Below are 19,149 nucleotides of genomic sequence, written 5' to 3'. Positions count from 1 at the left end.
AGGGTTACCCCTGGAGGGTTCCTGCGCTCCGGAAAAACCTGGAGGGCCCACAGCCAAACGGCTGTGGGCCCTCCAGGAACGGAAAAGTCCGGCGGGAGCCTACTCTCCTCGGCGAAGACTCGGCTTCAGGTCCTTGAACCGGCCGAGCAGGCCATTGACGAAGGCCGGCGACTCGTCCGTGGAGAATTCCTTGGCGAGCTGGACGGCCTCGTCCAGAACCACCGCGTCGGGCGTCCCGTCGACCCAGACGAGTTCGTACGCGCCGAGCCGCAGGATGTTCCGGTCGACGACGGGCATCCGGTCGAGCGTCCATCCGACGGCGTACTGCGAGATCAGCTCGTCGATGCGGGAAGCGTGCTTCTCGTACCCCTCGACGAGCTCCATCGTGTACTCGCTCACCGGCGGCTGCCGGGTGTCGGTCCGCGAGTGGCGTACCCAGTCCGCCAGGACGGTCAGGACGTCGACACCACGCTGGTCGGCCTCGAAGAGGATCTGAAAGGCGCGCTTGCGGGCCGTATTACGGGCGGCCACGGTTAGCTGTTCACCCGGCCGAGGTAGTCGCTGGTGCGGGTGTCGACCTTGATCTTCTCGCCGGTGGTGATGAAGAGCGGCACGTTGATCTGGTGGCCGGTCTCCAGGATGGCGGGCTTGGTGCCGCCCGTGGAGCGGTCGCCCTGGACGCCCGGCTCGGTCTCCTGGATGGTCAGCTCGACGGCGGCGGGCAGCTCGACGAAGAGGACCTCGCCCTCGTGCTGCGCGACGGTGGCGGTGAAGCCCTCGACCAGGAAGTTCGCGGCGTCGCCGACGGCCTTGCGGTCGATGTGGAGCTGGTCGTAGGTCTCCATGTCCATGAAGACGAAGTAGTCGCCGTCCATGTAGGAGAACTGCATGTCGCGCTTGTCGACGGTGGCCGTGTCGACCTTGACGCCGGCGTTGAAGGTCTTGTCGACGACCTTGCCGGAGAGCACGTTCTTGAGCTTGGTGCGCACGAAGGCCGGGCCCTTGCCGGGCTTGACGTGCTGGAACTCGACGACGGACCAGAGCTGGCCGCCTTCGAGCTTGAGCACCATGCCGTTCTTGAGGTCGTTCGTGGAAGCCACGGTTGCGGAATCTCCTGGACTGACGTGGACGACCCCGGGGCACGTGCACGCGCTAGAGCGCGAGCAGCTCCTTGGTCGTAATGGTGAGTAGCTCGGGTCCGCCGTCCGCTTCGCAGCGGACGACGAGCGTGTCATCGATCCGGACCCCGCCCCGGCCCGGGAGGTGGACCCCCGGTTCGACGGTGACCGGCACGCAAGCGTCCAGTTTACCCATGGCCGCGGGCGCCAACTGCGGGTCCTCGTCGATTTCGAGCCCGACACCGTGTCCGGTGAGCGGAGCGAGGCCGTCCGCGTAGCCCGCGGCGTCGAGTACGTGGCGTGCCGCGCGGTCCACGTCACGGTAGGCGGCGCCCGGTGCGAGGGCCTCGCGGCCGGCCCGCTGAGCGGCGAAGACGAGGTCGTACAGCTCGATCTGCCAGTCCGCGGGCGAGGTGCCGATGACGAAGGTGCGGCCGATCTCGCTGCGGTAGCCGCGGTAGCAGGCGCCCAGGCACACGGAGAGGAAGTCGCCCTCCTCGACCCGCCGGTCGGTGGGGCGGTGCCCGCCGCGCCCCGAGTTGGGCCCGGTCGCGACGGATGTGGCGAAGGCGGGCCCGTCGGCGCCGTGGTCGACCAAGCGGCGCTCCAGCTCCAGCGCGAGGTGCCGCTCGGTGCGCCCGACCAGGATCGACTCGAGCAGCTCCCCCAGGGCCTGGTCGGCGATCTCGGCGGCGATCCGCAGGCAGGAGATCTCCTCCTCGTCCTTGACGAGCCGCAGCTGCTCCACGCCCCGCGCCAGGTCGGTCAGGCGCAGCGTGGGCGCGACCGAGGCCAGTGCGCGATGCCGGGCGACGGTCAGATGGTGTTCCTCGACGGCCAGCGTCTCGGCCCCCTGCGCCGCCGCCCGCCCCGCCCCCGCGACGGCCGGGTCACCGCCCGGCGTCTCCAGGACGTGCGTCCGCAGCGCTCCGTCGGGCCGCTCCGCACCGGGTTCCTCCCCCGGCGGTCGCGCGCACACCAGTACGTCCTCGGTCCCGCCCAGCAGGAGTACGGCATCGCTGGGCGCCGCGCCCGCGAGATAGCGCACATTGGCGGGCCGCGACACGAGCGCGGCCGCGCTGCCGCCGCCCGCACAGCGCTCCCTGAGCCGCTCTCTGCGCGCGGCGTACACCTCTGACATGGGGCGAGCCTATGAGGGGCCCGGCGGCCCGGCCGGTTCAGCGCGTCCGGACGGGCGGCTGCGCGCCGGGCGGTGACAGTAAGGGTGCCCCAGGCCGACTCCCGCCGATCGCGCTGCGCGCTCGTCCTCAAACGCCGGACGGGCTCTTTCCCCCACCCGCCCCCCCTTCCTGGGGCTCCGGCCCCAGACCCCGCTCCTCAAACGCCGGAGGGGCTATATTTCCCCGCCCACCCACCCCATCACGCCCGAAGGGCGAAGCCCCGCCCGCCCCCACTCCGCCCGAAGGGCGATGCCCCTCCCACCCACCCCACTCCGCCCGAAGGGCAAAAAGGGCGGGCGGGTGGGAAGAAGCCCGTCCGGCGATTGAGGACGAGGTCGTTCAGGCCGATACGGGGGTCTGGGGGGGCGGAGCCCCCAGTTACGGGAAGGGGCGGGGTTGGGGATTCACCACTTCGGCGGGCTCGCGATCGCGCGGGCCAGGACGTCGTCCAGGAGGGCGGCCGTGGCGGGAACGTCGAGGTGGGAGTTGTCGATGATGGGCAGGCCCGAGCCGTACCAGCCGGCCATGCGGCCGTGGATGCGGGCGACCTCCTCGTCGGTGAGGCGCCGGTTCCCGCTGCGCTGGGCGTTGCGCTCCAGGACGATCTCCAGGCCGGGGAGCAGGACGACGGGCAGCAGCCCCGGCCCCACGTGCCGCTTCCAGCCGCCCAGGCCGACGACCGGCCGATCGGGGAACACGGCGTCGTCCAGGATGCAGGAGATGCCGTTGGCGAGGAAGTTCCGCGCGGCGAAGCCGCAGGTGCGGCGGGCCAGGCGGTACTGCGCCTCGGAGTTGTCGTTCCAGCCCGACTGGGGGTCGGCGAAGCCCGAGCGCACCCATTCGCGTACGTCGTCGAGGCTGATGTGCGCCGTCGGCACCCGCCGGTGCTCGGCCCAGAACTTCGCGACGCTCGTCTTGCCCGCGCCCGCGGGGCCGATGAGCAACACGGCCAGCGTGGTGGAGCCCGTGTCGGCCCGGGCGGTGCCGGGCGGCGGGCTCGGCATCGCGACGGGGCCGCCGGGCGGGAGCTGGATGTGCCCGGTGGTGTCACGGGCCGGCGGGGCGGCGGCCGAGGCGTGCGTGGCGGTGCCGGGGCCGGTCTGGGCGTGCGCCACCGCGGGGCTGTGCGGGGCGTGTGGCGCGGAAGGGGCGTGGGGGGCCGCGGGGCCGTGGGCTGCTCCCGGCGCGTGCGGAGCCGCTCCCGGCGCCTGTGGCACCGGCGCGGGGCCCGGCTGATGCGCCGCGGCGTGCTGTGCCGCGGCGCCGGTCAGCGTGAGCGTCGGCGCCGGTTCGGACGGCGCGCCCGCGAAGCCCGGATGCGAGGCGGCCGGGGGGCGGGCGGACGGGGCGGGGCCCAGGGGTGGGGAGCTCGGTGCGGCGCCCGACGGCGGAACGCCCGGCTGGTGTGCGGCCGAGGACCAGCCGGTGGCCGGTCCGTGCCCCGGCTGAGGGGGCGGCGGCAGCGGCGACCCCACTGCGTGCTGCATCCGGTGCCACTCCGTCTCGTACGACTGCTGGTGCGGGCGGCGGCCGGGGCCACCCCTACCGAACGGTACCGTCCCCGGCCGATGTTGTGTGAACGGCCGGGGCGGTCACGGAGTGCCCGTGGCTTGTTCGGTCCGCCCCGTAACGGGGCGGACCGGGCGGTCAGTCGGCGACTTCGCCGTACGCGGCGAGCAGAACCGCCGGGTCCGGTCCCTCCAGGACGGTCGGCTTGGCGAGGCCGTCGAGGACGATGAAGCGCAGCAGGTCACCGCGGGACTTCTTGTCGACCTTCATGGTCTCCAGAAGCTTGGGCCACTGGTCGTAGCGGTAGGTCAGCGGCAGCCCGACCGATTCGAGGACCGTGCGGTGCCGGTCGGCCGTCGCGTCGTCCAACCGCCCCGCCAGGCGCCCGAGTTCGGCCGCGAAGTGCATGCCGACGGCGACGGCCGCACCGTGCCGCCACTTGTAGCGCTCGTTCTTCTCGATGGCGTGCGCGAGTGTGTGGCCGTAGTTGAGGATCTCGCGCAGGCCCGACTCCTTCAGGTCACCGGAGACGACCTCCGCCTTGACCTTGATGGAGCGTTCGATGAGCTCCGCCGTGTGCGGCCCCTTGGGCGTGCGGGCGGCCTCCGGGTCGGCCTCGATCAGGTCGAGGATGGCCGGATCCGCGATGAAGCCCGCCTTGATGATCTCCGCGAGCCCGGAGACGTAGTCGTGCACCGGCAGCGAGTCCAGCGCCGCCAGGTCGCACAGCACGCCCGCGGGCGGATGGAAGGAGCCCACCAGGTTCTTGCCCTCGGCGGTGTTGATGCCGGTCTTGCCGCCGACCGCGGCGTCCACCATGCCGAGCACGGTCGTCGGCACGGCGATCCACCGCACCCCGCGCAGCCAGGTCGCCGCCACGAATCCGGCCAGGTCGGTGGTGGCGCCGCCGCCGACGCCCACGATCACGTCGGTGCGCGTGAACCCGGACTGCCCGAGCGCCTTCCAGCAGTACGCGGCGACCTCGGCGGTCTTGGCCTCCTCCGCGTTGGGCACCTGCACGGCCACGGCCTCGTACCCCTGGTCGGCCAGGTCCTGGCGCAGCGCGTCGCCGGTCTCGGCGAGCGCCTCGGGGTGGACGACGGCGACCCGCTTGGCGGCGTCGCCGATCAGAGCGCCGAGCTCACCGAGCAGTTGCCGCCCGACGAGCACCTCGTAGGGCTCGGTGCCCGCGGTGCCGCCGACGTGGATCCTTGTTACCTGGCTCGCCATCGCGTCCTCCGGCCGGGGGTCCGGGGGTTGTCCCCCGGGAACTGCGGTCAACTCCAGTGCGTCGAGGACCGCTTGCGCGACCTCTTCGGGGGTGCGGTCGTCCGTGGCGACGACGGCGCGGGCGACTTCTTCGTACAGGTGGCGGCGCGCGTCCATCAGCTCGCGCCACTGCTTGCGCGGGTTGACGGCGAGCAGCGGGCGCGCCGCGTTCAGGCCGGTCCGCTTGACCGCCTCCTCGACGTCCATCGAGAGATAGACGACCGGGTGGGCGGCGAGCAGCTCGCGGGTGCCCTCGTCGAGGATCGCGCCGCCGCCGAGCGCGAGGACGCCCTCGTGCTCGGCGAGCGCGGCGCGCACGGCCTGCCGCTCCAGCTCACGGAAGTACGGCTCGCCGTCCTCGACGAAGATGTCGGAGATCTCGCGGCCCTGGGCGGCCACGATGTCGGCGTCGGTGTCGCGGTACGTGGTGCCGAGCAGCTCGGCGAGGAGCGCGCCCACCGTGGACTTGCCGACCCCCATGGGCCCGACGAGAACGATCTCCGGGCCGCTCACCGGATCTGGAGGTTGTCGAGGTACGACCGCACGTTGCGGCGCGTCTCCGTCACGCTGTCGCCGCCGAACTTCTCCGCGACGGCGTCCGCGAGCACCAGCGCCACCATGGCCTCGGCCACGATCCCGGCCGCCGGGACGGCGCACACGTCGGAGCGCTGGTGGTGCGCCTTGGCGGCCTCGCCGGTGGTCACGTCGATGGTGGCGAGGGCGCGCGGGACGGTCGCGATGGGCTTCATCGCGGCGCGCACGCGCAGCAGCTCGCCCGTCGTCAGGCCGCCCTCGGTGCCGCCGGAGCGGCCGGTCGCGCGCTTCACGCCGTCGTCCGTGGAGATGATCTCGTCGTGTGCCTGGGAGCCGGGCACGCGCGCCAGGTCGAAGCCGTCGCCGAGCTCGACGCCCTTGATGGCCTGGATGCCCATGAGCGCGGCGGCGAGCCGGGCGTCGAGGCGCCGGTCCCAGTGCACGTGCGAGCCGAGCCCGACCGGGACGCCGTACGCGAGCACCTCGACCACACCGCCCAGGGTGTCGCCGTCCTTGTGGGCCTGGTCGATCTCCGCGACCATCGCCTTCGACGCGTCGGCGTCCAGGCAGCGCACGGGGTCGGCGTCCAGCTTCTCGACGTCGGCGGGCGTCGGGTACACGCCGTACGGAGCCTTGGCCGCGGCCAGCTCCACCACGTGCGAGACGATCTCGATCCCGGCCGTCTCCTTCAGGTACGACCGGGCCACGGCGCCGAGCGCCACCCGGGCCGCGGTCTCCCGCGCGGAGGCACGCTCCAGGATCGGCCGGGCCTCGTCGAAGCCGTACTTCTGCATGCCCGCGAGGTCGGCGTGGCCGGGCCGGGGCCGGGTCAGCGGGGCGTTGCGGGCCAGTTCGGCGAGCACGTCGGGGTCGACCGGGTCGGCCGACATGACCTGCTCCCACTTGGGCCACTCGGTGTTGCCGACCATGACCGCGACGGGCGAGCCCATGGTCAGGCCGTGCCGCACGCCGCCGATGAAGGTGACCTCGTCGCGTTCGAACTTCATGCGAGCGCCGCGCCCATAGCCGAGGCGCCGACGGGCGAGGTGGTCCGCCACCATGTCCGTGGTGATCGGGACGCCTGCCGGAAGGCCCTCCAGCGTCGCCACCAGTGCGGGTCCGTGGGACTCCCCCGCGGTCAGCCAACGCAACCTGCTCAACGGTGCTCCTCGATGCTCGCGCCCGGAACTGCTTGCGGCGCGACCGGGTGCGCGGCCCTGGCCCGCCACCCCCGATCCTCCCATGTCCGGCGGAGAGGCCCGGCGCCCGGTCCACCTGACGGACTCAGCGCTCCGCCAGCGCCCGCTCCCCCGCCTTCCGCATGACATCCAGTGGCGCGGGCGAGCGTCCCGTCATCTGCTCGACCTGGAGCACCGCCTGGTGCACGAGCAGGTCGAGCCCGCTGACGACGGCGCCGCCGTACGCCGACCAGCGCGCGGCGAGCGCGGTGGGCCACGGGTCGTACAGGACGTCGAAGAGCGTGGCGGGCCGTTCCGGCACCACGCGGGACAGCTCGTCGGTGGTGCCGGCCGGGGTCGTGGCGATGACCAGCGGGGCGTGCAGGGCCCGCTCGGCGTCCGCCCAGTCGGCGGTGCGCACCTCGACGCCGAGCCGTTCGCCCCACTGCCGCATCTCGGCGGCCCGGGCCTCGCTGCGTACGTACGCGACGACCTCGCCGGTGCAGACGCGGGCGAGCGCGGCGAGGGCGGAGGACGCCGTGGCGCCGGCGCCGAGGATCGCGGCGCTCTCGACCTGTTCGATGCCGCGCTCGCGCAGCGCCGCGACCATGCCGGGGATGTCGGTGTTGTCGCCGAGGCGCCGGCCGTCGTCCGTGCACACCACGGTGTTGACGGCCTCGACCGACGCGGCGGTGTCGCTGATTCCGTCGAGCAGCGGAATCACCGCCCGCTTCAGCGGCATGGTCAGCGAGAGCCCCGCCCATTCGGGGCCGAGCCGCCCGATGAATTCGGGCAGCCCCGCTTCATCGATCTCGAAGCGGTCGTACGACCAGCCGTCCAGGCCCAGTTCCCGATATGCGGCGCGGTGCAGCACCGGCGAGAGCGAATGGGCGATGGGAGAGCCGAGCACTGCAGCTCGGCGCACGTGTGCGCTCATTGACCGTTCTGTTCGTCGAGGTACTTCTCGTACTTCTTGCGGTTCCGGTTCTGCTCTTCATTCGTTTCCGCGAAGAGCGTCTCGTCCTCGTTGACGGAGACGAAGTAGTACCAGTTGCCCTTCGCCGGATTCAGCGCGGACTTGATCGCGACTTCGCCCGGGTTGCCGATCGGTCCGGGCGGCAAACCCTTGATCTTGTACGTGTTGTACGGGTCCTTGAGATTGCGCAGTTCGTCGACGGAACCGATGGCGAGCTTGGACTGGCCCTTCAGGTAGTTGACCGTCGAGTCGAAGTCGAGCAGGCCGTACGTCTCGGTGTTGTCGGGCTTCAGGCGGTTGTAGACGACCGTCGCGACCTTCTCGAAGTCGTGCTTGTACTTGCCTTCGGCCTGGACAAGGCTCGCGACCGTGACGACCTGGAGCGGGTTGTCCAGGTCGAGCTGCTCGGCCTGTGCCTCGACGCCCATGGAGTCGTACTTGGCGGACGCCTCGGCCACCATCTTGCGCAGGACGTCTTCGGGCTTCTGGCCCTTGGCGACCGGATAGCTGGAGGGGTAGAGGAAGCCTTCCAGCGGGTCCTTGACCTCGCCGGACATATTGGCCACGGCCCACTTGGGCAGGCCGAGCTTCTTCCACTCGCGGTGGGCGATGTCCTTCGTGGTGCCCTTTTTGAGCTTGAGCCGCTCGTCGATCTGGTTGTACACCCACACATTCCGCTTGCCTTCCGGAATGATGAGGTTGTTGCGGCTCTTCGGGCTGAGCATCAATTCGACGGCGGAGGCCGCGGACATCTGCTTCTTCAGGGTGTAGACGCCCGCCTGGATTTTCTGGCCGTCCGGGTTCTTGCCCTGCGCGGAGACAAAGGCGTCGACGCTCTTGACGACGCCGGCTTCCTTGAGTTTGTTGCCGATGTCGTAGCCGCCGGCGCCCTTGTCGATGGTGACGGTGGCCGTCGACTCGATGCCGTCGCCCGAATAGTCCGGCGCCGTGCCGAAACGATCCTGGTAGAACTGGTAGCCGAAGTAACCGACGCCGCCGAGCCCGCCCGCGAAGACCAGCGTCACGACCAGGCAGGCACAGCCGCTGCGGCGCTTCTTCGGTTTCTTGCCGCCGCGTCCGCGCCGCTCACCGCGGCCGCCGCCGCGCCCCGATTCGTCGTAGTCGTCGTCCTCGTCATCGCCCCCGCCCGCGAAGAAGGCGTGCTCCCCCTGGTCGGGGCCCGGGTCCCAGTCGGTCTCCGGCTCCGCTTCGGGCGTGGGGCGCCGCCGGCCCGGAGGCTCGGGCGGCGGGTAGGCGTCCGGCGTGCCGTAGTAGTCGGGGCCCTCCTCGGCGTAGCCCGCGGGCTGCCCGCCGTAGGGGTCGGCCGGGTCACCGCCGTACGGGACGTGGCCGTGCTGACCGGTGTCCCAGCCGCCGTCGTGCGGCTGGCCGCCCCCGCCGTACTGCGCCTGCGCGGCCGCATGGCCCTGCTGGTCGTAGGCCTGCTGGCGGCCCGTGTTCCAGTCGCCGTACGGAGCCTGCTGCTGGTGCTGGTGCGGGTGCTGTGCGTGCTGAGGGTGTGGCTGCTGAGGGTGCTGCTGGGGGTGGGACTGCTGCTGGTAGTGCGCCTGCTGGGGATTCGGCTGGTGCTGCTGCTGAGGATGCGGCTGCTGAGGGTGGTACTGCCCCTGGCCGCCGTAGGGGGACGGGCCGTCGGCCTGCTGTCCTCCCCATCCGCCGTCCCCGTACAACGGGTCCTCCGGATGCCACGGTTCGGAGCCTGGGCCCCGGCCATACTCAGTCATCGATCCCCTACGAGCCGCGAGGCGGGGGCCGCCGACTGGATATCAGGGCAACCGTTCCGCCTCTTGATGCCGTGCGGCGGCTGTTCGAACGCCGCCGCATCGCGCGGAACGTTACCGTATCGCGATCAGATGACCACTTCGACGCCCTCGCCCGGGGCTTTGCCTGACGCCCGTTCGGACTCCAGCGCCTGCTGAAGAATGATCACGGCCGCCGCCTGATCGATGACAGACCTGCCCTTTTTGGACTTCACGCCGGAGGCGCGCAGGCTCTGACTGGCCGTCACTGTGGTCATCCTCTCGTCCACGAGTCTCACCGGAACGGGCGCAATCCCGGCGGCGAGCTCCTGGGCGAAGCCGCGGACCTTGACGGCGGCCGGGCCCTCGCCCCCCTTGAGGGAGCGCGGGAGCCCGACGACGACCTCGATCGGCTCGTACTCCTCGACGAGTTGCCGCAAGCGCCGCTGGGCGGCCGGGACGTCGCGTCCCGGCACGGTCTCCACCGGTGTGGCGAGGATCCCGTCGGGGTCGCACGAGGCGACCCCGATCCGGGCGTCCCCGACGTCGATCGCGAGCCTGCGCCCGCGGCGGATGCCTTCGGCCATCGGGCGGGCCTCAGGCCGTCTCGGTGACGAGGCGCTCGACGGCGGCGATGGCGTCGCCGATGGCGGCCGGGTTCTGGCCGCCGCCCTGGGCGACGTCCGGCTTGCCGCCGCCACCGCCGCCGAGGGTCTTGGCGGCGGCGCGCACCAGGTCACCGGCCTTGAGGCCACGCTCGCGGGCGGCCTCGTCGGTGGCGATGACCGTCAGCGGGCGGCCGTTCGCCGTGCTGAACAGGGCGACCACGGCCGGGCGGTCGCCCTGGATGCGGCCGCGCACGTCGAGGACGAGCTTGCGCAGGTCGTCGGCGGAGGTGCCGTCCGGGACCTGGCCGGTGACGAGCGCGACGCCACGTACGTCCTTGGCGCCCTGGGCGAGACCGGCGGCGGCCTGCAGGACCTTCTCCGCGCGGAACTTCTCGATCTCCTTCTCGGCGTCCTTGAGCTTGGCGAGCATGCCGGAGACCTTCTCGGGCAGCTCCTCCGGACGGCCCTTGACCAGCTCCTGGAGCTGGGCGACGACCGTGTGCTCCTTGGCCAGGAAGTTGTACGCGTCGACGCCGACGAGGGCCTCGATGCGCCGCACGCCGGAGCCGATGGAGGACTCGCCGAGCAGCTTCACCAGGCCGAGCTGGGCGGTGTTGTGCACGTGCGTGCCGCCGCACAGCTCCTTGGAGAAGTCGCCGATCGTCACGACGCGCACGCGCTCGCCGTACTTCTCGCCGAACTCGGCGATGGCGCCCTGCTTCCTGGCCTCGTCGATCGACATGACCTCGGCCTGGACGTCCAGTTCCCGCGAGAGCACGTCGTTGATCCGCTGCTCGACGTCCGTCATCACGGTCGTGGGCACGGCGGACGGCGAGCCGAAGTCGAAGCGGAAGCGGCCGGGCTGGTTCTCCGAACCGGCCTGGGCGGCCGTCGGGCCGAGCGCGTCGCGCAGCGCCTGGTGCGTGAGGTGCGTGGCGGAGTGGGCGCGGGCGATGGCGCGGCGGCGGTGCGCGTCGATCGAGGCCCACACCGGGGCGCCGACGGTGATCTCGCCGACCTGCACGACGCCCTTGTGGACGTGCACGCCGGGCACCGGCTTCTGTACGTCGCGGATCTCGACGACGGCGCCGCTGTCCAGGCGGATGCGGCCGGTGTCGCCGATCTGGCCGCCGCCCTCGGCGTAGAACGGGGTGCGGTCGAGGACGATCTCGACCTCGTCGCCCTCGGTGGCGGCGGGCGAGGACACGCCGTCGACGAGCAGGCCGACGATCACGGCCTCGTTCTCGGTGAGGGAGTAGCCCGTGAAGTCGGTGGCGCCGGAGCTGTCGGCGATCTCGCGGTAGGCGCCGAGGTCGGCGTGGCCGGTCTTCTTGGCCTGGGCGTCGGCCTTGGCGCGCTCCCGCTGCTCCTTCATCAGGCGCCGGAAGCCGTCCTCGTCCACGGTCAGGCCCTGCTCGGCGGCCATCTCCAGGGTGAGATCGATCGGGAAGCCCCAGGTGTCGTGGAGCAGGAACGCCTTGTCGCCGGGCAGCACGGTGGAGCCGGCGGCCTTGGTCTCGGTGACGGCGGTGTCGAGGATGTTGGTGCCGCCCTTGAGGGCCTTCAGGAAGGCGGCCTCTTCGGCGAGGGCGACCGTCTCGATGCGCTTGCGCTCGGTGAGCAGCTCCGGGTACTGCTCGCCCATGGTCTTGATGACCGCGTCGACCAGCTCGGCCACGACCGGTCCGGTGGCGCCGAGCAGGCGCATGTTGCGGATGGCGCGGCGCATGATGCGGCGCAGGACGTAGCCGCGGCCCTCGTTGCCGGGGGTGACGCCGTCGCCGATGAGCATCACCGACGTCCGCATGTGGTCGGCGACCACGCGCAGCGAGACGTCCGAGCCGTGCTCGGCGCCGTAGCGCACGCCGGTCAGCTCGGTGGCCTTGTCCATGACGACGCGCAGGGTGTCGGTCTCGTACATGTTCTGTACGCCCTGCAGGATCATGGCCAGGCGCTCCAGGCCGAGGCCCGTGTCGATGTTCTTCGACGGCAGGTCGCCGAGGATCGGGAAGTCCTCCTTGCCGGTGCCCGCGCCGCGCTCGTACTGCATGAAGACCAGGTTCCAGATCTCCACGTAGCGCTCGTCGTTGACGGCCGGGCCGCCCTCCTCGCCGAACTCGGGACCGCGGTCGTAGTTGATCTCCGAGCACGGGCCGCAGGGTCCCGGCACGCCCATGGACCAGAAGTTCGGGCCCATGCCCAGGCGCTGGATGCGCTCGGCGGGGACGCCGATCACGTCGCGCCAGATGCGCTCGGCCTCCTCGTCCTCCTTGTAGACGGTGATCCACAGGCGCTCGGGGTCGAGGGCGTAGCCGCCGTCCGCCACGGAGCTGGTGAGCAGCTCCCAGGCGAGCTTGATGGCGCCTTCCTTGAAGTAGTCCCCGAAGGAGAAGTTGCCGCACATCTGGAAGAACGTGCCGTGCCGGGTGGTCTTGCCGACCTCTTCGATGTCCGGCGTGCGCACGCACTTCTGCACGCTGGTGACACGGGGGGCGGGCGGCTTGGCCTCGCCGAGGAAGTAGGGCTTGAACGGGACCATGCCCGCGGGGACGAGGAGCAGCGTCGGGTCGTCTGCGATCAGCGACGCCGACGGCACGACCTTGTGCCCACGCTCCTCGAAGAAGCGCAGCCAGCGGCGACGGATTTCAGCCGACTCCATCAGTGGTCCTCATTCCGGTTGTACGAGTTCGTGGTGCTCGTCGTGTTTGTGGTGATCTCGGGGGACTTGGCGCTCTTCGTGCGGTGGTTCTCGATCACCGTGAAGCGGCGCTGGGCCGGCAGCTCGGGCCCGGTCGGGGCGTTCAGACCGAGGGCGTCGTCCAGCTCGGCCTCGCGTTCGGCCATGCCGTCGCGGACGTCGAGCGCGAAGTCCTTGAGCCGGTGCCCGGCCTCGAGCGCCTTGTCGGCGGCGCGCGCCGCGAGGCTCTCCGGGGTGAGCTGCTTCAGCTTGCGGTTGACCTTCGTGGTGGCCCATACACCGGCGGCCGCGCCCGCGGTGAACCAGAACGTACGTCGGAACATCGCTGCGTCAGTCCTTCTTCCGCTTGCCCCGCCGTGCGGAGGGGAGGGTGCGGCCCACGATCACCGTACGACGTGACGGTTTGGCGGGCACTTCCTTACGACCGATCGCCCGGCGCACTCCATAGCCGAACGCCGCCACCTTGACCAGCGGGCCGCCGAAGGTGGAGGCCACGGTGGTGGACAGCGCCGACGCGTTCGACGTGACTTCCTGGACGTCGCTCGCGATGGCGTCGACGCGGTCGATCTGGGTCTGCGCGGAGCGCACCGCCGTCGAGGCGTCGGCGAGCAGCGGGACGGCCTGTTCGGTCACGTCCGCGACGAGCTTGGTGGTCGCCCTGAGCGTCTGCGCCAGCCTCGCCAGCGCCACGGCCAGGAAGGAGACCAGAATCGCCCAGAAGACGGCCACCAGGATCCCGGCCACCTCTCCACCGGACACTGCGCACCGCTCCCTGAGACATCGCCCTGGAATCCAGGGTCGTCGAACGTCGAAAAGTCGTGCTCCGACCCTATCGCGCCGGGGCCCCGGCTCCGTACCGCATTACGACCCGCATTACCGCACCCGGCACTTGGCCGTGGCAGTACGCGCGAGCCGGATCGAAGTGATTGTACGGAATGCGTACGCCTGAGTACGCTCCGTACTTCATGCGACGCTCTCAGCGCCCCGACGACCGTCGGAACGATTCCTCCGCCCGCCCCCGCGGCTGTCCGCCCGCGCCGGGGAACCTCCCGGCCGAGCTCACCGCCTTCGTCGGGCGCGCCACCGAACTGGCGGCGCTGCGCTCGGCGTTGGCGTCCGCGCGCCTGGTCACCGTGACGGGCGTCGGTGGGGTGGGCAAGTCGCGCCTCGCCGCGCGGGCGGCCGCCGAGATCGGCCCGCGCGACGGTGCCTGGCTGGTGGAGCTGGCGCCGGTGCGCGATCCCGAGCTGGTCGAGCATGCCGTGGCCAGCGCCCTCGACCTCACGGACCACACCCGCCGTTCGCCCCGGCAGGTGCTCCTCGACCGGCTGGCCGGGCGTGAACTGCTGTTGATCGTCGACGGGTTCGAGCACCTGGTGGACGCGACGGCCTCGCTGGTGCGGGACCTGCTGCTGCGCTGCCCGGGGCTGCGCGTGCTCGCCGCGGGGCGCAGGCCGCTGGGCACGGCCGGGGAGCGCGTCCTGCCGCTCGCGCCGATGCCGGAGCCGGACGCCGCGGAGCTGTTCACCGACCGGGTCGCGGCGTGCCTGCCCGGCTTCGCCCCGGCCGGCCGCGACCGCGCCGACGTCCTCGAGCTGTGCCGCCGGCTCGACGGCATCCCGCTCGCCCTGGAACTGGCGGCGGGACGGCTGCGGGCGCTGTCCCCCGGACAGCTCCTGGCCCGCCTGGACGACCGTTTCCGGCTGCTCGCCGGTGCGCGGCGCGACGTGCTGCCGCGGCACCAGACGCTGCGTACGGCGATCGGCTGGAGCCATGAGCTGTGCACGGCGCGGGAGCGGCTGCTGTGGGCGCGGCTCTCCGTCTTCTCCGGGCCGTTCGACCTGGAGGCGGTCGAGTACGTGTGCAGCGGCGACGGCCTGCACGCCGACGACGTCCTGGACGTGCTCGACGAGCTGCTCACGCAGTCCGTGGTCTCCCGCGAGGAGAGCCCGACGGGCGTGCGCTACCGCATGCTGGACACCGTCAGGGCATACGGCTCGGAGTGGCTGGAGGCGGCCGGCGACGCGGAGCGGATGCGGCGCCGCCACCGCGACTGGTACATGGGGCTCGCCACCTGGTGCGAGCTGGACTGGTTCTCGCCCCGGCAGACGGAGGTCGCGACCCTCGTCGAGTGCGAGCTGCCCAATCTGCGGGCGGCGCTGGAGTTCTGTCTGACCGATCCCGAAGAGACGCACCTGGGTCAGTACCTGGCGGGCACGCTGTGGTTCTGCTGGGTCGGCTGCGGGCGGCTCGCGGAGGGCAGGCACTGGCTGGACCGGGCCGTGGAGCTGGACGGCACGCACGAGGACTCGCGGCTCAAGGCACTGTGGGTGCTCGGCTATGTGGCGATCCTGCAGGGCGACACGGTGCCCGCGCTGTGCGCGCTCCAGGAGTGCCAGGACACGGCGGAGCGCACGGGCAGCGCCGTCGCCACGGCGTACGCGGTGCACCGGCTGGGCTGTCTCGCGCTGGTCACGGACGACATGCCGCGCGCGGAGCGGCTGCTGCGCACGGCCCTGGAGCAGTACCGCCAGGTCGGCGAGCTGAACAGCAATGTCCTGATGGGCCAGGTCGAGCTGGCGATGGCGCTGGCCTTCCAGGGCGCGCTCGGGGACGCGGTGGAGCTGTGCGAGGACGCCCGCCAGGTCTGCGAGGACCACGGCGAGCGCTGGGCACTGGCGTACGCGCTCTACGTCCTCGGCTACGCGGCCTGGACGCGCGGCGAGCACGACCGCGCGCGGGATCTGGTCACCCGGTGCCTGGACCTGGACCATGCCTTCCACGACCTGCTCGGCACGGCGCTCGCGGTCGAGCTGCTCGCGCTGTTCACGGTGGCGGAGGGGGACGCGGCGGAGGCGGCGGTGCTGCAGGGGGTGGCGGCGCGGATCTGGCCGTCGGTGGGGCTGCCGCTGTTCGGCTCGGAGCACTTCGGCGGCCCGCACGCGCTGTGCGAGGCGCGGGCGCGCGGGCGGCTCGGCGACGAGCGGTACGAGGCGTACGTACGGGCCGGTGCCGAGCTCGCCCCCGACGTGGCGGTGTCGCGGGCGCTGCGCCGGCAGCGCGTGACGGCAGCCGCGGCGGGCCGCCACGCGGGCCGTGGCGAGGTGACAGCCCCGCCGGAGGACCCGGAAACGCGCGAACCCGCCGTCTCCCCCACCACGCGGGGCGGGGAGACGGCGGGCTGAGCAGGAAATTCCTGCGATACCTGCGCCGCAGGCGAGGATTTACGTCCGGGTCAGCGGGCGTAGTACTCGACGACGAGCTGCTCGTCGCAGATCACGGGGATCTCCTTGCGGTTCGGCTCGCGGTCCAGGCGGAAGGCCAGGGCCTTCAGGTTCACCTGGAGGTAGCGCGGGGTCTCGCCGTCGGCGGCGAAGCCACCCTCGCGCGCGACCTCGAACAGCGGCTTCTGGCGGCTGCGCTCGCGGACCATGACGACGTCGTCCGGCTTGACGCGGAACGACGGCTTGTCGACCTTGTGGCCGTTGACCTCGATGTGGCCGTGCACGACCATCTGGCGGGCCTGGTAGATGGTGCGGGCGATGCCCGAACGCAGCACCAGGGCGTCGAGACGACGCTCCAGCTCGATGATCAGGGCCTCACCGGTCTTGCCCTGGATCTTGGAGGCACGCTCGTAGGCGCGGACGAGCTGACGCTCGGACACGTCGTACTGCGCGCGCAGCCGCTGCTTCTCGAGCAGACGGACCTTGTAGTCCGAGTTCTGCTTGCGGCCACGGCCGTGCTCGCCCGGCGGGTAGGGGCGGGCCTCGAAGTACTTGACGGCCTTCGGGGTCAGCGCGATGCCAAGAGCACGCGACTTCTTGACCTTGGGGCGGGACTGGTTCGGCATGAACCAAACACCTCTGTTTTCTGTACGGATTCGGCTTCACCAGGGTTAGGGGAGGTCACATCCGCAGCCTGGGAAACCGGGTGGGTCCGGTCGGTCGGACTCACCTGGCAGCCGCTCCCTGGTCTGGGCACTATGTGCAGCACGCGAGTGGCCCACCGACCGTTTCCCGGGATCCGGGAGGGTGGTGGGCTGCCCGCGACACCTTCGACGGTGCGCGACGCTCCTGGAACTCCCCGCCCGGGGGCGGGGGCTCCGGCTGGATGTCCCGTTCTGGTGGTGCCGGTACGAGACCGGACACGGGACGCAGCACTCCGAGGGATTCTACAGGGCGCTCAGGACCGCTTGCGACCGAGGTGTTTCCTGGTCCACTCGACGGCGTCGGCGTACCGGGCCTCGGCGCCGTGCCGGGTGGGGGTGTAGTACTCGCGGTCCCGCAGGGCGTCCGGGGCGTACTGCTGGGGGGCGATGCCCTCGGGCAGGTCGTGCGGATACACATAGCCCTGGGCGTGCCCCAGCTTGGCCGCGCCCTTGTAGTGACCGTCGCGCAGGTGGGGCGGGACTGGGCCCGCGTGGCCCTTGCGGACGTCTTCGAGGGCGGCGCCTATGGCGGTCGTCGCGGCGTTCGACTTGGGGGCCAGGGCGAGGGCGATCGTGGCGTGGCTGAGGGTCAGGGCCGCCTCCGGGAAGCCGATCATGGCGACGGCCTGGGCGGCGGCGACCGCGGTGGGCAGGGCCGTCGGGTCGGCGAGGCCGATGTCCTCGCTGGCGGAGATCATCAGGCGGCGGGCGATGAACCGGGGGTCCTCGCCCGCCTCGATCATGCGGGCCAGATAGTGCAGGGCCGCGTCCACGTCCGAGCCGCGGATGGACTTGATCAGGGCGCTCGCGACGTCGTAGTGCTGGTCGCCCGCGCGGTCGTACTTCACCGCCGCGCGGTCGACCGACTCCTCCAGGGTCTGGAGCGTGATCTCCTTCTCGCCCTTTGCGAGGGCCGAGCCCGCGCCCGCTTCCAGCGCGGTGAGCGCGCGGCGGGCGTCGCCGCCCGCGATGCGCAGGAGGTGGTCCTCGGCCTCTTCGGACAGGGTGACGGCGCCGCCGAGGCCGCGCTCCTCGGTGAGGGCGCGCTTGAGCAGGCCGCGCAGGTCGTCGTCCGTGAGCGGTTCGAGGGTGAGCAGCAGGGAGCGGGACAGGAGCGGGGAGATCACCGAGAAGTACGGGTTCTCGGTGGTGGCCGCGATCAGCGTCACCCAGCGGTTCTCGACGGCGGGCAGCAGGGAGTCCTGCTGGGCCTTGCTGAAGCGGTGGATCTCGTCGAGGAAGAGGACGGTCTCCTTGCCGTGGCCGCCCATCGCGCGGCGGGCGCCGTCGATGACCGCGCGGACCTCCTTGACGCCCGCGGTGATTGCGGAGAGCTCCACGAAGCGCTTGTTGGTCGCCTTGGAGACGACGTACGCGAGGGTCGTCTTGCCGATGCCGGGCGGGCCCCACAGGAACACCGACGACGGCCCGGCAGGGCCGCCACCGCCCTCGACGAGGCGGCGCAGCGGCGATCCCGGCCGCAGCAGATGCTGCTGGCCGACGACTTCTTCGAGCGTGCGCGGGCGCATCCGGACCGCCAGCGGACTCGCGGACGGGTCCTTCTCCTGGCGGTCTTCTGCTGCGGCGGTGAACAGGTCGGGCTCCACGCCGAAAACCCTATGTCACCCCACTGACAATCCGGCCGGGGCGGCCGGAGGGGGCGGTCAGGCCCAGAGGTCGGCGCCCCAGCGCGTGAGGATCAGCACGGCGACGACCCCGAGGTGCATGACGGGCAGCGCCCACGTGAAGTCCTCGAAGAACGTCTTCACCCAGCGCGGCGCGGGCAGGAAGCCGTTGCGGACATTGAAGGACGTGACGTACCAGAACATGAGGATGGTGGCCGCCCACGCCAGGCAGCACCACAGGCACAGCGCGTTGATGCGGTACAGCGACTGGAACATCAGCCAGGTACAGAACCCGACCCCGAAGAGCGTGCCCGCGTTGAACGTCAGCCAGTACCAGCGCGGGAACCGCGCCCGCCCCAGCAGGCTCATCCCCACACCGATCACGACGGCGTACGTGGCGAGGCCCAGCATCGGGTTCGGGAACCCGAACGCCTCCGCCTGCTCGCTCTTCATGATGCTGCCGCAGGCCACGACCGGGTTGATGCTGCAGCCCGGCTGGAAGTCCGGGTCCTTCAGGAGCTCGAACTTGTCGAGCGTGATGATCCAGGAGGCGAGCAGTCCGGCCGCGCCGGTGATCACCAGGAGCAGCGCGAGCCCCCGGCTGCCGCCGGCCGCCCCCGGCGCGTCCTCACGACCCTCGCCGGCCGCGGCGCCGTCCTTCACTGACATCGTTTTGCTCATCACGCCGTTCCGTCGCTCGAGGTGGCCTGGGGCAGGGTCATTGTGCCGTACGTGACTGTGTGTCCACCGTTCGGTGGACATAAG

Annotated in this window: 16 protein-coding genes; 1 reads left to right on the top strand and 15 read right to left on the bottom strand. The window is 71.6% G+C overall.

Annotated elements, in window-relative coordinates; genetic code table 11:
• Nucleotides 1–99: 99 nt before the first annotated feature.
• The 12 genes from nusB to AC0KTA_RS31930 all read right to left on the bottom strand — a co-directional run bounded on the left by nusB (nt 100) and on the right by AC0KTA_RS31930 (nt 13,590).
• Nucleotides 100–531, bottom strand: a complete 432-nt coding sequence (nusB, locus tag AC0KTA_RS31985; RefSeq protein ID WP_384890852.1) for a transcription antitermination factor NusB — start codon at nt 529–531, stop codon at nt 100–102.
• A 2-nt stretch (nt 532–533) separates the two neighbouring features.
• Complete coding sequence (gene efp, locus AC0KTA_RS31980) at nt 534–1,100, bottom strand: elongation factor P (protein ID WP_481051678.1); 567 nt, start codon at nt 1,098–1,100, stop codon at nt 534–536.
• Between the two features lie 52 nt (nt 1,101–1,152).
• Nucleotides 1,153–2,259, bottom strand: a complete 1,107-nt coding sequence (locus AC0KTA_RS31975; RefSeq protein WP_481051677.1) for a M24 family metallopeptidase — start codon at nt 2,257–2,259, stop codon at nt 1,153–1,155.
• Between the two features lie 444 nt (nt 2,260–2,703).
• The gene (locus tag AC0KTA_RS31970; protein WP_481051676.1) at nt 2,704–3,786 is read right to left on the bottom strand and encodes a Pro-rich N-terminal domain-containing protein; all 1,083 of its coding nucleotides are present in this window, start codon (nt 3,784–3,786) and stop codon (nt 2,704–2,706) included.
• A gap of 160 nt (nt 3,787–3,946) precedes the next feature.
• Nucleotides 3,947–5,590 (bottom strand): 3-dehydroquinate synthase, encoded by a 1,644-nt coding sequence (gene aroB, locus AC0KTA_RS31965; protein WP_481051675.1) that lies wholly within the window; start codon nt 5,588–5,590, stop codon nt 3,947–3,949.
• A complete protein-coding gene (gene aroC / locus AC0KTA_RS31960) occupies nt 5,587–6,771 on the bottom strand; it encodes a chorismate synthase (protein ID WP_481051674.1) in 1,185 nt (394 codons plus the stop codon). The genes aroB and aroC overlap by 4 nt, the downstream gene beginning before the upstream one ends.
• A gap of 124 nt (nt 6,772–6,895) precedes the next feature.
• The gene (locus tag AC0KTA_RS31955) at nt 6,896–7,726 is read right to left on the bottom strand and encodes a shikimate dehydrogenase (RefSeq protein ID WP_481051673.1); all 831 of its coding nucleotides are present in this window, start codon (nt 7,724–7,726) and stop codon (nt 6,896–6,898) included.
• Nucleotides 7,723–9,510, bottom strand: a complete 1,788-nt coding sequence (mltG, locus tag AC0KTA_RS31950) for an endolytic transglycosylase MltG (RefSeq protein WP_481051672.1) — start codon at nt 9,508–9,510, stop codon at nt 7,723–7,725. Before mltG ends, AC0KTA_RS31955 begins: the two co-directional genes overlap by 4 nt.
• Nucleotides 9,511–9,635: 125 nt before the next feature.
• Nucleotides 9,636–10,100 (bottom strand): Holliday junction resolvase RuvX, encoded by a 465-nt coding sequence (gene ruvX / locus AC0KTA_RS31945; RefSeq protein WP_481056636.1) that lies wholly within the window; start codon nt 10,098–10,100, stop codon nt 9,636–9,638.
• 22 nt (nt 10,101–10,122) lie between these two features.
• Complete coding sequence (gene alaS / locus AC0KTA_RS31940; protein ID WP_481051671.1) at nt 10,123–12,792, bottom strand: alanine--tRNA ligase; 2,670 nt, start codon at nt 12,790–12,792, stop codon at nt 10,123–10,125.
• A complete protein-coding gene (locus AC0KTA_RS31935; RefSeq protein WP_481051670.1) occupies nt 12,792–13,154 on the bottom strand; it encodes a DUF6167 family protein in 363 nt (120 codons plus the stop codon). Before AC0KTA_RS31935 ends, alaS begins: the two co-directional genes overlap by 1 nt.
• Nucleotides 13,155–13,161: 7 nt before the next feature.
• Nucleotides 13,162–13,590: a DUF948 domain-containing protein gene (locus AC0KTA_RS31930; RefSeq protein ID WP_481051669.1), complete on the bottom strand. Its 429-nt coding sequence runs from the start codon at nt 13,588–13,590 to the stop codon at nt 13,162–13,164.
• 206 nt (nt 13,591–13,796) lie between these two features.
• Between AC0KTA_RS31930 and AC0KTA_RS31925 the strand changes: the two genes are divergently transcribed.
• Complete coding sequence (locus AC0KTA_RS31925; RefSeq protein WP_481051668.1) at nt 13,797–16,016, top strand: ATP-binding protein; 2,220 nt, start codon at nt 13,797–13,799, stop codon at nt 16,014–16,016.
• 50 nt (nt 16,017–16,066) lie between these two features.
• On the opposite strand, the gene rpsD is transcribed toward AC0KTA_RS31925, so the two are convergent.
• The 3 genes from rpsD to AC0KTA_RS31910 all read right to left on the bottom strand — a co-directional run bounded on the left by rpsD (nt 16,067) and on the right by AC0KTA_RS31910 (nt 19,053).
• The gene (gene rpsD / locus AC0KTA_RS31920) at nt 16,067–16,681 is read right to left on the bottom strand and encodes a 30S ribosomal protein S4 (protein ID WP_189734907.1); all 615 of its coding nucleotides are present in this window, start codon (nt 16,679–16,681) and stop codon (nt 16,067–16,069) included.
• 332 nt (nt 16,682–17,013) lie between these two features.
• Nucleotides 17,014–18,366, bottom strand: a complete 1,353-nt coding sequence (locus tag AC0KTA_RS31915) for a replication-associated recombination protein A (protein ID WP_481051667.1) — start codon at nt 18,364–18,366, stop codon at nt 17,014–17,016.
• A 57-nt stretch (nt 18,367–18,423) separates the two neighbouring features.
• Nucleotides 18,424–19,053: a vitamin K epoxide reductase family protein gene (locus tag AC0KTA_RS31910; RefSeq protein ID WP_481051666.1), complete on the bottom strand. Its 630-nt coding sequence runs from the start codon at nt 19,051–19,053 to the stop codon at nt 18,424–18,426.
• Nucleotides 19,054–19,149 lie beyond the last annotated feature (96 nt).

This window comes from Streptomyces sp. Y309, from assembly GCF_056712025.1.
This window is presented reverse-complemented; position numbering and strand designations above follow the sequence as displayed.

Bases quoted from the DNA above. Each gene is read 5' to 3' on its own strand.
- AC0KTA_RS31955 (WP_481051673.1), bottom strand. From the start codon at position 7,726: ATGAGCGCACACGTGCGCCGAGCTGCAGTGCTCGGCTCTCCCATCGCC.
- mltG (WP_481051672.1), bottom strand. From the start codon at position 9,510: ATGACTGAGTATGGCCGGGGCCCAGGCTCCGAACCGTGGCATCCGGAG.
- AC0KTA_RS31970 (WP_481051676.1), bottom strand. From the start codon at position 3,786: ATGCAGCACGCAGTGGGGTCGCCGCTGCCGCCGCCCCCTCAGCCGGGG.
- AC0KTA_RS31910 (WP_481051666.1), bottom strand. From the start codon at position 19,053: ATGTCAGTGAAGGACGGCGCCGCGGCCGGCGAGGGTCGTGAGGACGCG.
- AC0KTA_RS31975 (WP_481051677.1), bottom strand. From the start codon at position 2,259: ATGTCAGAGGTGTACGCCGCGCGCAGAGAGCGGCTCAGGGAGCGCTGT.
- AC0KTA_RS31925 (WP_481051668.1), top strand. From the start codon at position 13,797: ATGCGACGCTCTCAGCGCCCCGACGACCGTCGGAACGATTCCTCCGCC.
- AC0KTA_RS31935 (WP_481051670.1), bottom strand. From the start codon at position 13,154: ATGTTCCGACGTACGTTCTGGTTCACCGCGGGCGCGGCCGCCGGTGTA.
- rpsD (WP_189734907.1), bottom strand. From the start codon at position 16,681: ATGCCGAACCAGTCCCGCCCCAAGGTCAAGAAGTCGCGTGCTCTTGGC.
- alaS (WP_481051671.1), bottom strand. From the start codon at position 12,792: ATGGAGTCGGCTGAAATCCGTCGCCGCTGGCTGCGCTTCTTCGAGGAG.